The sequence below is a fragment of the Pseudomonas sp. MDT1-85 genome, assembly GCF_054898065.1.
This window is the reverse complement of the sequence record NZ_CM142715.1, coordinates 4,757,055-4,770,431: the sequence shown is the minus strand read 5'-3', so window position 1 is coordinate 4,770,431 and position 13,377 is coordinate 4,757,055. Positions and strand designations below refer to the sequence as shown.

Genomic DNA, 13,377 nt, shown 5'->3' with positions numbered 1-13,377 from the left:
CTTATGTGATCGCGAGCCGAGTCCGGCAGTTCAGCCGATTAATAGAAACTGTGTGCAGCCTTGAGCGTAACCAGACCATCGCACTCGCTATTGTGGCCGGAATAGGCGGAGCAATCATTGCCACTCAGGCTTGAATCACTGTAGATCAAGTCCAGATCGATGCCCATGAATGGCCGGGACAATTTCACTGACCAGTCGGTAAAACTTCCTACATACCCATCGTCGACGGACACCGGTGTGTTGAGTTGGTGGGTGGTGTATTTCAGGCTGATCCCGATGCCGAACGGCTGATTGCCACTGAGGTCGGCGAACAGGGTGCTGTTCTGCTTGTCCGGATCGTTGCTGAAGGCCGCGCCGAACCGACTGCCCAGCAGGGTCAGGCCGCCGAACAGCTCTTGGCTGTCGAAGGTGTCCGCTTTCGGGTAGCTGTAATGGATCATGCCCACTTCGTAGCCGAGGGAGTGATCGAAAGGCTGTTTAAAACCCATGTAGGAATCGACTTCAAGGTTGCTCGACGGGCTCAGCCCCATGCTGGGGGACCATTGACCCACGTAGAAGCCGCTGTCGTGGCTCAGGTCGAGACCACCGTGGAACGAGCCGGTCGTCGAGGGTTTGACCAGACCTTGGGCCATGCTGCGGCTCGGGGTGGTGGCGAGTTTGAGATCGAAGTCGCCCAGTTCGCGCTGGAAGACTTGCGCATGCACGACCGAACACCACAGCAGGCTGCCGAGCAGGAATAGAGAGGGCTTGAGCATGCGTCACTCCATGAGCTGCGAGGAGCAGGTTCTGAAAACCTGCTGAAACGCTTGATCCAGACACGTGCAAGCATACCGGCGAATGTTCGGCATCAAGGGCCGTTCGTCGATTTTTGAAATATTGATTTGTTTTATGGGGTCTTGCGGAAGGGTTCCAGTCCAAGCGCTTCGAAGCTCAAAGCGCTTAGGGACCAGGTGACGCGGCGGATCTTTGGGGGATGTTACTTCTTGCCCAAGGTGATCTGCTTGGACGGGCCGAACGTCTGGCCGCTGACGCCTTTGGCAATTTGCTGGATCTCGCCGCCGGACTTGAGGAACGCAGCGATCTGGTTGTTGATCGATTCGCTGGTTTCAACGGCTGGAGCTGGCTTTGCTTTGCTGTTGGATGCTTTTACACGCATGGCGGCCATTAACCTGTAGAAATTAACTTGGCCAGGCATCGTACAGGAAATACTTGACAATTGCTTGGTAAATATCCTCCCGAAATACACATTGGAGCAGCGCGATTTATCGCAAGTTATTATTCGCAATGTTCCCCTAAGCTGCTGTTTTAACTAAGAACCCAAGTGGAGAAAAAGCGCTTTTCGGATGGCCAAACCAAGGTGTGGGGCACCCAAATGGCCTGACGAGCGGCCAAACGCACAGGGCAAAACCCAGGAAAATTAAGGCCTTCCGTGGATTTTCTTGCGCCACCGGGCCGGCCGCCGAACGCCGCCCGCAAAACCGGGTAGAATGCCGCCCACGCAATGAGGGTATTGGACATGGCTTTAGTCGGGCGCTACAACAGTTTGCAAGTGGTTAAACATACTAACTTCGGTTTATATCTGGACGGTGGCGCGGAGGGTGAAATCCTCCTGCCTAACCGTTATATCCCCAAAGATATTCCCAGCGAAGATGAAGACTGGCTCAACGTTTTTATTTATCTGGACAGCGATGACAAACTTATCGCCACCACCGAAAAGCCGAAAGTTCAGGTCGGTGAGTTCGCCAGTTTGAAAGTCGTTGAAGTCAACAGCATCGGCGTGTTCCTGGATTGGGGTTTGCCGAAGGATCTGCTGCTGCCGTATTCCGAAGAAAAGCGCCAGATGACGGCCGGCGAGTATGTCGTGGTGCATGTCTACCTCGACAAACACACGCGGCGCATCACCGCGACGGCACGTCTGGATCGCTACCTGGACAAGACCCCGGCCAATTACACCCCGGGTCAGGAAGTTGATTTGCTGGTGGCCGAAGCGACCGATATGGGCTTCAAGGCAATCATCAACAACAAGCATTGGGGCCTGATCCACAAGAACGAAATCTTCAAGTTCATGCGTGCCGGCAAAGAAGAGAAGGGCTTTATCAAAGAAGTTCGCGCCGACGGCAAGATCAGCCTGAGCCTGCAACCGGTGGGCGAGGAAGCCGCCACCAGTCTGAATTCGAAGATCCTCGCCAAGTTGCGCGACAACAACGGCACCCTGCCAGTCAACGACAAGAGCGACCCCACGCTGATCAGCAGTATGTTCGGCGTCAGCAAGGGCAACTTCAAAAAGGCCATCGGTGCGCTGTACAAGAACGGCCAGATCGTCATTCACGCTGATCGTATCGAACTCAGCTGACCCTACGCGCTCCTACAGGGAGTTATTTTCGGTTGTTACAAGAGGACTACAACCGGATGACGCAAGCAACGATTTAAAGGTCTTTCGCAGACACCTTTTTCTGTCCATCTGGTTAATAATCGGCAGCATCATTTTTCGCCCCGGCACTCTGCTCAGCCAGAAGGTCGGGGCTTTATTTTTACTGTCGAGTCACGGCCATGGATTGTGTTGTCGAGGTATTCCGGTGAGCGCCACCCGGCGTAGCGCCGATGGATTTGCCCTGCAAGTGATGGTCGGGCTGTGCCTGATCTGGGGCGTGCAACAGGTGATGATCAAGTGGGCCGCGCCCGACATCGCGCCGGTCATGCAGGCGGCGGGGCGGTCGGGTATTTCCGCACTGCTCGTAGGATTGTTGATCTGCTGGAAGGGTGGCTGGGATCAGGTCGGCAGTACCTGGCGCGGCGGCTTGCTGGCGGGTGCGTTGTTTGGTCTGGAGTTCTTCTTCATTTCCGAAGGCCTGCAATTGACCACGGCGGCGCACATGTCGGTGTTCCTCTACACCGCGCCGATCTTCACCGCGTTGGGCGTGCATTGGCTGCTGCCGAGTGAGCGTTTAAGACCGGTGCAGTGGTTGGGGATTTTTCTCGCCTTCATCGGTATTGCCATTGCGTTTGCCGGTGGCGTGTCGTGGGACAACCTCGATCACCGCATGCTGATGGGCGATGCGTTGGGCGTGCTGGCCGGAGCATCGTGGGGCGCGACCACCGTGGTGGTGCGCGCCTCTCGTCTGTCGGAAGCGCCGGTGACCCTGACGCTGTTTTATCAACTGATCGTCGGCTTCGTCGGCCTGCTGTTGATCGCGATCCTCAGTGGGCAGGTCACCCATGTCAGCCTTACAACTGTTGCCGTGGCCAGTGTGCTGTTCCAGGGGTTGGTGGTGTCGTTCTTCAGTTACCTGACCTGGTTCTGGCTGCTGCGCCGTTATCTGGCGGCGAACCTGGCGGTGTTTTCGTTCATGACGCCGCTGTTCGGCGTCACGTTCGGCGTGGTGCTGCTGGGCGAAGAGCTTAGCCTTAACTTTGTGATCGGCGCGGTTCTGGTTCTGCTCGGGATCACTTTTGTGAGCGCAGAACAGTGGGTCCGCCGTCGTTTGCGCAAAGCACTTGGGCAACCCTGACCGGGCGCAGCAATAAAGCGCCGGCGATGAGCAAACCGCTGCCGGCGATTATCAGCGCGGGTTGCAATCCACCGCTGAAATGACTGCTCAGCGCGGCCAGCAACGGCCCGCTGAGCTGACCCACGGCGAAGCACGCGGTCAGCAGGCCGGCGTTGCGCTGGGTGGCGTGGGGCGCCAGTTCCCGGGAGCGTTGCATCACCAGTTGCATGCAGGCCAGGAACGGTCCGCCACACAGGATGACCCCCAACGCCAGTCCGGCACCGCTGCCCAACAGGCAGGCGAATACCCCGGCCGCCTGCAACCACAACGTGGCTATCAGCCAATGGCGAGTGGCGTTCGGGTTGTGTCGACGCAGGCTCACCAACACCACCCCGATTGCCGCCGCGAGGCCGAAGCATGGCCAGAACAGATCGGCTTGCCATTGGCCATGGAACTGCGTGCTGGCCATTTGCGAGAGGAAAGTGGCCGGGATGATGTAGCCCAAACCGTACAACCCATAGATCACCGGTAAACGTCCGACACCGTGTACGCCCGATGTAGCAGTAGGTGATGTCGCAGTAGAAGGGACGGCCGGCTGCGGCAGGAACGGCAGAATCCCCAGCAGCATCACCAGCCCGACACCGGCATACACCAGCCACAAGGTCGCGGACGTCTGACCGAGCAGGTTCGAGCCCAAGGCCAATAATCCTGTCAGAAAAATCCCCAGCCCCGGCCCGGCAAAGACCAGCGCGCCGAGCCGCGGACGACCGGCCGCCGCTGCCAGCGGTTGACTCAATGCGGTAATCATCACCAACACCCAGGCGCTGGCCACGCCCGTACCGAAACGCAACACCAGATGTGACCATCGGATGCGTCTGGAAGCCTGGTTCGCCCATGATCACGCGGCCATGGGCCGGGCGATGGAGATCGAGTCTTACCCGGGAATGCTCGCCTGCGTGATTGCCGGCTCCGGCGTGGCGCTGATGTCGGAGTCGATGCTCGCCAGCCTGCCGGGGCGCGAAAGCGTGGCGGTGCACCCGTTGGCCGAGCCGTTCGCCAGCGCAACCACTTGGCTGATGTGGCGCAAAGGCATGGTCGGGGCCAACCTGAATGCATGGATCGAGCAGCAGCAGGCGGTATACCCGTCGGCAGCGATGCAGGCCCAGGCATTTGCTTGAACTGACGGTCAGGGATTTGGATCAATTCAGTAACAGATCATTGCGATGTTGGACGAGCATTACGTAGGACTTCGGACTATTATCAGTGCGAAGGGGCTACAGAACTTCGGCCGCTCGGCACTACCCTGAAGGGGGCACCATGAAAGAGAAAATCCAAAACTGGCTGCATGACCTGGGTGTCGCACTCGGTTTGATCGAACCGCCTCTGCAACCCGTGCCTATTCGCACTGACGACGAACAACGTCGCCGCCAGCAGCGCCGCCGGTAAGCCGTTAATCCTGAAAAAGATCGCAGCCTTCGGCAGCTCCTACAGGAGTGCGCTTGTGCTGCGATTTCGGGTACACCTGTAGGAGCTGCCGAAGGCTGCGATCTTGGCGGTCGACAGTTAGATCAGGTGTGGCGGTTAATACCGCCCGATCTCAATCAAAAACCGGCTCAAGTCGTCGACGGTCGTCGCAGTCTTGAGCATCCGGTCTTCTTCGGCGGTAAACGCCGTCAATCCCAGCTGATCTTCCAGATGGAAAATCAGATCTTCAATATCTTCTTTATCCAGTCCCAACTGCACCAGGCGAGTGTTGTCGTCAAAGTCCTTCTGATTTTCCAGCAGGCGGCTGATAAGGCGATGCACGGCTGTACGAACGGCGTCTCTTGTCATGGTTGTTCTTCGAGGGCGTCATTGTTGTTGTCCCTGGTGCTGAGTACAGCAGGCTTCAAGCGTGTCGGCGCTGCCACTCGTCAATCATCGTGCGCAAATAGCAGATTCCTTCAGGCGAAAAAAAACGGGTGTGGCACCGACGCCACACCCGTCGAAGAAAGCATCAAATCGTTATAGAAATTCTTAGATGGCGCTCGCTACCGGTGCCGGGCGACGGGACAGCAAGCTGACTACCACGAAACTCACCAGACCCACGCCGAGGCTGTAGTAGATCGGGGTGTTGGCGTCCATACCGTCCTTGATCATGAACAGCAATGCGGTGGCAAAGCCCAGGCCCATGCTGGCGATAGCGCCGGCGGTGGTTGCGCGTTTCCAGAAGATTGCACCGATCAGCGGGATCAGCATGCCGCCCACCAACAGGTTGTAGGCCAGGGTCAGCGCGCTGATCACGTCGTTCACTACCAGCGCGATGCCGAGTACCACGATGCCGGTCAGCAGGGTGAACAGGCGGTTGATGCCCAGGCTCGACTGTTTACCGCCGCGCAGTTTCGGCAGCAGATCTTCGGTCAGGGTCGTGGCGGCGGCGAGCAGGCCGGCGCTGGCGGTGGACATCATGGCCGCCAGGGCAGCCGCAATCACCAGGCCACGGATACCGTCCGGCAGGGACAGTTTGACGATGGCGGCGAAGGCGTTGTTGACGTTGTCCAGGTCCGGGATCAGCACATGAGCGGCCATGCCGATCAGGGCGCAGGCCAGTCCGTAAAGGATGCAGTAGAAGCCTGCGAATGTACCGGCGACCTGAGCCACTTTGGCGCTCTTGACGGTGAACACACGCTGCCAGATATCTTGGCCGATCAGGATCCCGAAGAAGTAGATCATGAAGTAGGTGATGATGGTGTCCCAGCCAATCGTGGTGAAGCTGAAGGCGGTTGCGGGCAGTTTCAGCACCAACTCATCCCAGCCACCGACTTGGTACAGGCAGATTGGCAACAGGATGAACATCAGGCCCACGGTCTTGATGACGAACTGGACGATGTCGGTCAGGGTCAGGGACCACATGCCGCCGATCGCCGAATAAATCACCACCACGCCACCGCCGACCAATACCGACAGCCAGAACGGCAGGTCGAACAGCACTTGCAGCACGGTGCCAATGGCCAGGATCGAGACCACGCCGATCATCAGCGCATACGCCAGCATGATCACCGCGCTCGCGGAGCGGGCCATCGGGTTGTAGCGTTTTTCCAGCACCTGGGTAACGGTGTAGATTTTCAGTTTCAGCAGCGGTTTGGCGAGGAACAGGTTCAGCGCCACGATCCCGCAACCGAGGGCCGCGCAGAGCCAGAAACCGGAGATGCCATGGACGTAGCCCAGGCGCACGGTGCCGACGGTAGATGCGCCGCCCAGAACGGTAGCGGCCATGGTGCCCATGTACAGGCTCGGGCCGAGGTTACGACCGGCGACCAAAAAGTCTTCGTTGGTCTTGGCCTTGCGCATGCCGTAGTAGCCGAGTATCAGCATCGCGGCGGCGTAGATGAGTACGACGAGTAAATCCAAAGCCATGATGGCGTGTCTCCGATTGTCTTTTTTATGGTGAGGCGAAAATCAATCTTTGTGGAAAATCGACCCCTGTGGGAGCGAGGCTTGCCCGCGAAGGGAGCGCCGCGGTCCATCAGGCCGACCGCGTTATCGTTCTTCGCGGGCAAGCCTCGCTCCTACAGGTCATGCGTTGACCACAGGTAATGTGTTGAATCAGGCGGCTTGTCGCATCGCCGGTTTACCGAGCGAATCCGTGCCCTTGCTGCGTGGATCGTTGGGGCCGAACACCGTGGCCGGTTCCGGGAACAGGCTCAGCAGCGTCAGGTACACCAGCGAGGCCAGACCGAGGGTCACCGGCAGACTGATGTCGATGCCGCCCGCCAGATTTCCGAGTGGCCCGACAAACTGCCCCGGCAGGTTCACGAAGCACAAACCCACCAGCGCACTCGGGATCCAGGCACCCAGGCCACGCCAGTTCCAGCCGTGGGTGAACCAGTAACGGCCACCTTTCTCACCACGGGTGAACACTTGCAGGTCATCCGGGCAGTAGAAGCCGCGACGTACCAACAGGCCGATGATCATGATCACCATCCATGGGGTGGTGCAGGTGATGATCAGCACGGCGAAGGTCGACACGCTCTGCACCAGGTTCGCCGCAAAGCGCCCGATGAAGATGAAGGCAATCGACATCACGCCGATCAGCAGCGTTGCCTTGACCCGCGACAGCACCCGCGGAAACACGCTGGACATATCCAGCCCGGTGCCATACAGCGAGGTGGTGCCGGTGGACATGCCGCCGATCACCGCAATCAGGCACACCGGCAGGAAGAACCAGCTCGGCGACACCGCCAGCAAGCCGCCGACGTAGTTGTTGGCCGCGATGTAGTCCGGCGCCTTGATCGCTACGATGGTGGCGGTGGCGAGGCCGAACAGGAACGGAATCAGCGTGGCCAGTTGTGCGGCAATCACTGACAGCATTATCCGGCCTTTCGGCGTATCACGCGGGATGTAGCGCGACCAGTCGCCGAGGAACGCCCCGAAGGAAATCGGGTTGCTCATGGCTACCAGCGCCGCGCCGATGAACGCCGCCCAGAACCCCGCCTGACCCAGAGCCACGCTGCCGGCGTATTGGCTGTCGAATGCCGGGGCGAAGGCGAAGATGCCGAGCAGGAACAACAGGCTGGCGGCCCACACCGCGATGCGGTTGACCCACAGCATGAAGCGGAAGCCGTAGATGCACACCGTCAATACCAGCAGCGCGAACAGACCGTAGGCCAGGCCCAGGGTGAGGTCGGTTTCCGGCAGGTTGATCAGGCGTTTGGCGCCGCCCACCAGCGCATCGCCCGAACTCCACACAGAGAGCGAGAAGAACGCGATAGCGGTCAACAGTGACAGGAAAGAACCGACGATTCGCCCATGCACGCCGAAGTGTGCACCGGAGGACACGGCGTTGTTGGTGCCGTTGATCGGCCCGAACAGGCCCATCGGCGCCAGGATCAGCGCACCGATCACCACGCCCAGCACAATCGCCCAGACGCCCGCCTCAAAGGACAGGCCGAACAGTACCGGGAAGCTGCCGAGTACGGCGGTGGCAAAGGTATTGGCGCCGCCGAAGATCAGGCGAAACAGGTCGCTGGGCCGGGCGTCGCGTTCATTGTCCGGGATCTGTTCGACCCCGTTTGTTTCGATGCTGCTAAGGCTTTGGTCTTTGTTGTTGTTATTCATGATCTGCTCCGATCATAAAGGCGCGCTCATCGTGCGTGAGCGTCACCTGTTTGGCTAAGGGGGTGGCAGCCCTTCCGGCATAGCGGACAAATGTTCGTGGCAGGCCAGCCATAGGCCTTGTTGTTCTTGGCCAGACGCTTGTTTCTTGAAAACAATCGTCTCGCGCTCCTGGCTGAAGTGTTGCTCCCCTTGCATGCGTAGCTCGGTGGCTACGTCATGGATGAAAATCGCCACGTCGCCCTGCAGGCTGACGAAGGCATTGCTCGAGGCGCATGACAGCACCTCGAAGCCGTCCTCGGCGCGCCAGATGTCCCACAACGCCTGATAGGCATCGCGCGACAGCAGGGGCTGCTCGAGGGTGTAGAACACGAAGCTGGCATCAACGCTGAATGCGCCGAAGTAGGCTTCGCGATCGTTACGGGCAAAGGCCGATACCAACTCGGCGGCGGCTTTGAGTACCTGATCACGTTCGCTCATGACCGATCCTCAGCGATGGACCACGCCCGGCAGTACGCAGAGCATTTCGTACAGCAGGTTGGCGCCCAACAGCGAGGTATTACCGGTGGTGTCGTACGCTGGCGAGACTTCTACCAGATCGCAACCGACCAGGTCGAGGCCTTGGCAGCCGCGCACGATTTCGATCGCCTGAATGGTCGTCAGACCGCCAATTTCCGGGGTGCCAGTGCCGGGTGCCCAGGCCGGGTCGATACCGTCGATATCGAAACTCAGGTACACCGGACCGCCGCCGACTTTCTCGCGCACTTCGGCCATCAGCGGTGCCAGGGATTTGTGCCAGCATTCTTCAGCCTGAACCACACGGAAGCCTTGATTGCGGCTCCAGTTGAAGTCATCAGCGGTGTAACCCTGAGCACGCAGGCCAATTTGCACCACGCGGTCGCAATCCAGAAGACCTTCTTCTACAGCGCGACGGAAGGTGGTGCCGTGGGCGATCTTCTCGCCGAACATGTGATCGTTCACATCGGCGTGAGCGTCGATATGCACCAGGCCGACCTTGCCGTGCTTTTTATGGATGGCACGCAGGATCGGCAGGGTGATGGTGTGATCGCCGCCGAGGGTCAGGGGGATCACATCGTGTTCGAGGATATTGTCGTAGGCCTCTTCGATGATCCGCACGGCGTCCAGCAGGTTGAACGTATTGATTGCCACGTCACCGATGTCGGCAACCGACAGCGAATCGAACGGCGCGGCGCCGGTGGCCATGTTGTACGGGCGGATCATCACCGATTCAGCGCGGATTTCACGCGGCCCGAAACGGGTGCCGGGGCGCAGGGAAGTGCCGATGTCCAGCGGGATGCCGATAAAGGCAGCGTCCAGGCCAGCAGCGGATGGCAAGTGGGGGAGTCGCAGCATGGTGGCGATGCCGCCGAAGCGCGGCATTTCGTTGCCGCCCAGTGGTTGGTGAAGAATCTTGTCCACGGGTAAGGCCTCATCGTCGTTGTTTTATTTATGTCGGTTGCACGCTCGGGGAGAGACGGGCACCGCTGTGGGCCGATTCTGCGAAATGTAGTGGCCGGGAAGAATCGCTACGGGCAAATACTTAGTTCAGATTTTTCTAAACTAATGGAATGTGTAGCGATAGACTCAACACGTCTCGTAGCCGCTGACGAATAACCCTGTAGGAGCTGCCGAAGGCTGCGATCTTTTGATTTTGGCGGAGTCATGGCCGCACACATTAAAGATCAAAAGATCGGCAGCTCCTACAGGGATGTAGCTGAATCTCGACCAGTGTTTTTGGAGCACCCATGGCCAACGCTTTACCCGACCTGAAACTATTACGCATCTTCGTCAGCGTGGTCCGTCATCAGGGGTTCGCCAACGCCCAGCAAGAGCTCAACCTCTCGACCTCGGCCATCAGCACTTACATGAGCCAGCTCGAAGCGGCCCTGGGCCTGGTGCTATGCCATCGTGGTCGCGGTGGTTTCAGCCTGACCAGCAAGGGCGAGCTGTTCCATCAGGAAACCCTGCGTCTATTGGCGGAACTCGAAGGTTTCGAACAGTACGCCGCCGCTCTCAAAGGCGAGCTGCGTGGCACCTTGAACCTCGGTGTGATCGACTCCACCGTCAGTGACAAGGCCTTGCCGTTCGCCGAGGCCATCGGTGCCTACAGTCAGGAACACCCGGCGGTGCATTTGCATCTGTCGGTCATGAGCCCCTACGAACTGCAGCTCGGCGTGCAGGACAACCGCCTCGACTTTGCCATCGGTGCCTTTTCCACGCGCATGAGCGGTCTGGTCTACATGCCGCTCTACCGCGAACAACACTGGCTTTATTGCAGCAGTCGTCATCCGCTGTTCACCGAGCGGCGCATCCCCGAGCAAGTCATCACCCAACAGCGCATGGTCGGTCGCGGCTATTGGAGCCAGGCCGAACTGGCGCGCCACGGTTTCAAGCACAGCGCGGCGACCGTGGAAAGTATGGAAGCCCAGTTGATTCTGGTGCTGTCCGGCGCCTACATCGGTTACCTGCCGGAGCACTACGCTCAGGCTTGGGCCGACAAAGGTGATTTGCGCGTGCTGCTGCCGGCGACGTTCGGTTATCAGGCGCCATTTTCGATGATCGTGCGCCGTGGCCGCAGCCGCGAACCGCTGATCCAGACTTTTCGTGATTTGCTTAAAGCGCAGCTCAATCAGGCCGCTTAAAGGAAAAAGAAGCAATGTCCAGAATCCACTGCCCGCGTTGCCTGCGTCCGCAAACCCATTGCCTGTGCCCGCTGATCCCGAGCCTCGACAGCCGCACTCGGGTGTTGCTGCTTCAGCATCCAAGCGAAGTGAACCATGCGCTGAACACCGCGCGGTTGGCGGCATTGGGGTTGAAGAATGCCGAGTTGATTGTTGGCGAGGTGTTCGAGGATTTGCCGGTGCTGTTGAATCAGCCGGGCTATCAGGCACGGTTGCTGTTTCCCGGCGATGAGGCACAGCCGATGCAGGCCTACACCGCGAATGATGAGCCGCTGCTGCTGGTGGTTCCGGACGGCACCTGGCGCAAGGCACGCAAAATGCTGCACCTCAATCCATTGTTGGCGGCGTTGCCCAGAGTGACATTGGCCGAGGACGGGGTGTCGCGTTATCGCTTGCGCAAGGCGCCGGGGCCGGGGGCGTTGTCGACGGTGGAGGCGATTGTTCAGGCGTTGCAAACGCTTGAGTCACCCGTCAGTTTTGAGCCGTTGTTGAAGCCATTCGAGGCGTTGATCGAGGGGCAGATTGCGGCGATGGGGGAGGAGGTTTTTCTGCGCAATCATGGGCCGAAATAGTGTTGTTTGTGCCGGCCTCTTCGCGGGCAAGCCTCGCTCCTACAGGATTTGCGTGGTCGCAAATGTTGAACACGACAAATAACCTGTAGGAGCGAGGCTTGCCCGCGAAGAGGCCGGACCAATCACCGCAGTATCTGGATAATCACTACCGCTCCCGCATCGCCTCAGTCCGCGCTTTCAACACCGGTTTAAGCAGATAATCCAGCACACTTTTCTCCCCGGTAATAATGTCCACCGTCGCCACCATCCCCGGAATGATCAGCAGCGGTTTCGCATCCCCGCCCAAGTGATTCTTGTCGGTGCGCACCTGAATCAGATAAAAACTGTTGTCCTTCTCATCAGTAATAGTGTCCGCCCCGATCAGTTCCAGCTTCGCACTCAACCCCCCATAAATCGTGTAGTCGTAAGCGCTGAACTTGACCATGGCTTTCTGGCCCGGGTGCAGGAACGCTACGTCTTGAGGGCGGACCTTGGCTTCGATCAGCAGGTTGTCTTCCAGCGGCACGATTTCCACCATGTCGTTGCCCGGCTGGACCACGCCGCCGATGGTGTTGACCTTCAGCATTTTGATAATGCCGTGAACCGGCGACACCACGGTGGTGCGCGTCACCCGGTCGTCGATGGCAATGCTCGTCGCGGTGATTTTCGACAGGTCGGTGCGTTTCTCATTCAGCTCTTTTGCCGCGTCCGAACGGAAGGATTGTTCGGACTCGTCGATCTTGCTTTTGATCTCATTGATCGCCGATTCCGCCCGGGGAATCGCCAGGGTCGTGGCGTTCAGCGAGCCGCGGATTTCCACCGCGCTGCGTTTGAGCCGCAGGATTTCCACCGGCGAAACCGCCCCGGTGCCCACCAGCGGCGCAGACATGTTCATCTCTTGTTGCAGCAGCGCCAGGCTGGAACTGAACTGCCCCTGTTTGGAACGGAACTCCGCCAGCTCCTGAGTCTTCTGCCGAAGTTGTTCGGTTAGCGTGCGCTGCTCGCTGGCCAGTCGGCGCTGGCGTTGTTCGTACAGCGAGCGTTCATCCTCGGCCACTTGCGGAGCCTTGGCGATGACTTCCGCGGACAGCTTAAATGGCCGGCCTTCGGCTTCGGCCGACAGCCGTTCGACTTGCGCAGTCAGTGCATAACGATCCGCTTCACTTTCACCTTTGTTCGACAGAAATCGCGTGTCATCCAGGCGCAGCAAGGTGTCGCCCTTGTTCACCATTTGCCCTTCGCGCACGTAGATTTCCGTGACGATGCCGCCTTCCAGGTTCTGGATTACCTGAATCTTGCTCGACGGAATCGCCTTGCCTTCACCCGTGGTGACTTCCTGCAACACGGCGAATTTGGCCCAGACCAGCGCGGTGATCAGCAGCGCCGCCGCCAGCCACACGGTGATCCGCGACCAGCGCGGCGAATCCTGCAACGACGCGCCGGCGGTTTCCGGCATGAACTCGCTTTCGGCGCTTTTGCTGAAACTGCCAAAGTAGCCTCTGTCCTTTGATGACGCGGACGATGAATCAGCCATGGGCAAAA

General features: G+C 59.1%; 13 protein-coding genes and 2 pseudogenes. 6 read left to right on the top strand and 9 right to left on the bottom strand.

Annotated features, from left to right (window positions below):
* Positions 1–38: 38 nt before the first annotated feature.
* Positions 39–755 (bottom strand): TorF family putative porin, encoded by a 717-nt coding sequence (locus tag ACYZT2_RS21560; protein ID WP_461967171.1) that lies wholly within the window; start codon positions 753–755, stop codon positions 39–41.
* Between the two features lie 221 nt (positions 756–976).
* Positions 977–1,165, bottom strand: a complete 189-nt coding sequence (locus tag ACYZT2_RS21555; RefSeq protein ID WP_017337097.1) for a hypothetical protein — start codon at positions 1,163–1,165, stop codon at positions 977–979.
* Positions 1,166–1,516: 351 nt separating this feature from the next.
* On the opposite strand from ACYZT2_RS21555, the gene ACYZT2_RS21550 reads away from it, so the two are divergent.
* Both ACYZT2_RS21550 and ACYZT2_RS21545 read left to right on the top strand, forming a co-directional pair.
* A complete protein-coding gene (locus tag ACYZT2_RS21550; protein ID WP_461967169.1) occupies positions 1,517–2,353 on the top strand; it encodes a CvfB family protein in 837 nt (278 codons plus the stop codon).
* Between the two features lie 223 nt (positions 2,354–2,576).
* Positions 2,577–3,509, top strand: coding sequence for a DMT family transporter (locus tag ACYZT2_RS21545; protein WP_008013548.1), 933 nt, complete (start codon positions 2,577–2,579; stop codon positions 3,507–3,509).
* Here the strand turns inward: ACYZT2_RS21545 and ACYZT2_RS21540 are convergent.
* Positions 3,445–4,353, bottom strand: a pseudogene (locus tag ACYZT2_RS21540) (YbfB/YjiJ family MFS transporter); the annotation flags it as partial. The gene ACYZT2_RS21545 and the pseudogene ACYZT2_RS21540 overlap by 65 nt on opposite strands.
* Between ACYZT2_RS21540 and ACYZT2_RS21535 the strand changes: the two are divergent.
* Positions 4,346–4,666 (top strand): annotated as a pseudogene (locus tag ACYZT2_RS21535) (LysR substrate-binding domain-containing protein); the annotation flags it as partial. The pseudogenes ACYZT2_RS21540 and ACYZT2_RS21535 sit on opposite strands and share 8 nt — an antisense overlap.
* Before the next feature lie 139 nt (positions 4,667–4,805).
* On the top strand, positions 4,806–4,934 hold the full coding sequence (locus ACYZT2_RS21530; RefSeq protein ID WP_007914492.1) for a PA1414 family protein: 129 nt from the start codon (positions 4,806–4,808) through the stop codon (positions 4,932–4,934).
* A 135-nt stretch (positions 4,935–5,069) separates the two neighbouring features.
* Here the strand turns inward: ACYZT2_RS21530 and ACYZT2_RS21525 are convergent, their stop codons facing one another.
* The 5 genes from ACYZT2_RS21525 to speB all read right to left on the bottom strand — a co-directional run bounded on the left by ACYZT2_RS21525 (position 5,070) and on the right by speB (position 10,022).
* The gene (locus ACYZT2_RS21525; RefSeq protein ID WP_461967166.1) at positions 5,070–5,321 is read right to left on the bottom strand and encodes an acyl carrier protein; all 252 of its coding nucleotides are present in this window, start codon (positions 5,319–5,321) and stop codon (positions 5,070–5,072) included.
* 183 nt (positions 5,322–5,504) lie between these two features.
* The gene (locus ACYZT2_RS21520; protein ID WP_461967164.1) at positions 5,505–6,884 is read right to left on the bottom strand and encodes a sodium:solute symporter family protein; all 1,380 of its coding nucleotides are present in this window, start codon (positions 6,882–6,884) and stop codon (positions 5,505–5,507) included.
* A 189-nt stretch (positions 6,885–7,073) separates the two neighbouring features.
* Positions 7,074–8,585 (bottom strand): purine-cytosine permease family protein, encoded by a 1,512-nt coding sequence (locus ACYZT2_RS21515; RefSeq protein WP_461967162.1) that lies wholly within the window; start codon positions 8,583–8,585, stop codon positions 7,074–7,076.
* 54 nt (positions 8,586–8,639) lie between these two features.
* Positions 8,640–9,062 carry a YybH family protein gene (locus tag ACYZT2_RS21510; protein ID WP_461967160.1) on the bottom strand — a complete coding sequence of 141 codons (423 nt, stop codon included), beginning with the start codon at positions 9,060–9,062 and terminating at the stop codon, positions 8,640–8,642.
* A gap of 9 nt (positions 9,063–9,071) precedes the next feature.
* Positions 9,072–10,022 carry an agmatinase gene (speB, locus tag ACYZT2_RS21505; RefSeq protein ID WP_030131905.1) on the bottom strand — a complete coding sequence of 317 codons (951 nt, stop codon included), beginning with the start codon at positions 10,020–10,022 and terminating at the stop codon, positions 9,072–9,074.
* A 326-nt stretch (positions 10,023–10,348) separates the two neighbouring features.
* On the opposite strand from speB, the gene ACYZT2_RS21500 reads away from it, so the two are divergent.
* On the top strand, positions 10,349–11,245 hold the full coding sequence (locus tag ACYZT2_RS21500) for a LysR family transcriptional regulator (protein WP_461967158.1): 897 nt from the start codon (positions 10,349–10,351) through the stop codon (positions 11,243–11,245).
* A gap of 14 nt (positions 11,246–11,259) precedes the next feature.
* Positions 11,260–11,856 (top strand): tRNA-uridine aminocarboxypropyltransferase, encoded by a 597-nt coding sequence (locus ACYZT2_RS21495; RefSeq protein WP_461967156.1) that lies wholly within the window; start codon positions 11,260–11,262, stop codon positions 11,854–11,856.
* 145 nt (positions 11,857–12,001) lie between these two features.
* Here the strand turns inward: ACYZT2_RS21495 and ACYZT2_RS21490 are convergent, their stop codons facing one another.
* Complete coding sequence (locus ACYZT2_RS21490) at positions 12,002–13,369, bottom strand: HlyD family type I secretion periplasmic adaptor subunit (RefSeq protein WP_461967154.1); 1,368 nt, start codon at positions 13,367–13,369, stop codon at positions 12,002–12,004.
* Positions 13,370–13,377: the final 8 nt, after the last annotated feature.

Excerpts from the sequence above, each read along its gene's own strand:
- ACYZT2_RS21560 (WP_461967171.1), bottom strand. The coding sequence starts at position 755 with ATGCTCAAGCCCTCTCTATTCCTGCTCGGCAGCCTGCTGTGGTGTTCG.
- ACYZT2_RS21555 (WP_017337097.1), bottom strand. The coding sequence starts at position 1,165 with ATGGCCGCCATGCGTGTAAAAGCATCCAACAGCAAAGCAAAGCCAGCT.
- ACYZT2_RS21550 (WP_461967169.1), top strand. The coding sequence starts at position 1,517 with ATGGCTTTAGTCGGGCGCTACAACAGTTTGCAAGTGGTTAAACATACT.
- ACYZT2_RS21530 (WP_007914492.1), top strand. The coding sequence starts at position 4,806 with ATGAAAGAGAAAATCCAAAACTGGCTGCATGACCTGGGTGTCGCACTC.
- ACYZT2_RS21525 (WP_461967166.1), bottom strand. The coding sequence starts at position 5,321 with ATGACAAGAGACGCCGTTCGTACAGCCGTGCATCGCCTTATCAGCCGC.
- ACYZT2_RS21520 (WP_461967164.1), bottom strand. The coding sequence starts at position 6,884 with ATGGCTTTGGATTTACTCGTCGTACTCATCTACGCCGCCGCGATGCTG.
- ACYZT2_RS21515 (WP_461967162.1), bottom strand. The coding sequence starts at position 8,585 with ATGAATAACAACAACAAAGACCAAAGCCTTAGCAGCATCGAAACAAAC.
- ACYZT2_RS21510 (WP_461967160.1), bottom strand. The coding sequence starts at position 9,062 with ATGAGCGAACGTGATCAGGTACTCAAAGCCGCCGCCGAGTTGGTATCG.
- ACYZT2_RS21500 (WP_461967158.1), top strand. The coding sequence starts at position 10,349 with ATGGCCAACGCTTTACCCGACCTGAAACTATTACGCATCTTCGTCAGC.
- ACYZT2_RS21495 (WP_461967156.1), top strand. The coding sequence starts at position 11,260 with ATGTCCAGAATCCACTGCCCGCGTTGCCTGCGTCCGCAAACCCATTGC.
- ACYZT2_RS21490 (WP_461967154.1), bottom strand. The coding sequence starts at position 13,369 with ATGGCTGATTCATCGTCCGCGTCATCAAAGGACAGAGGCTACTTTGGC.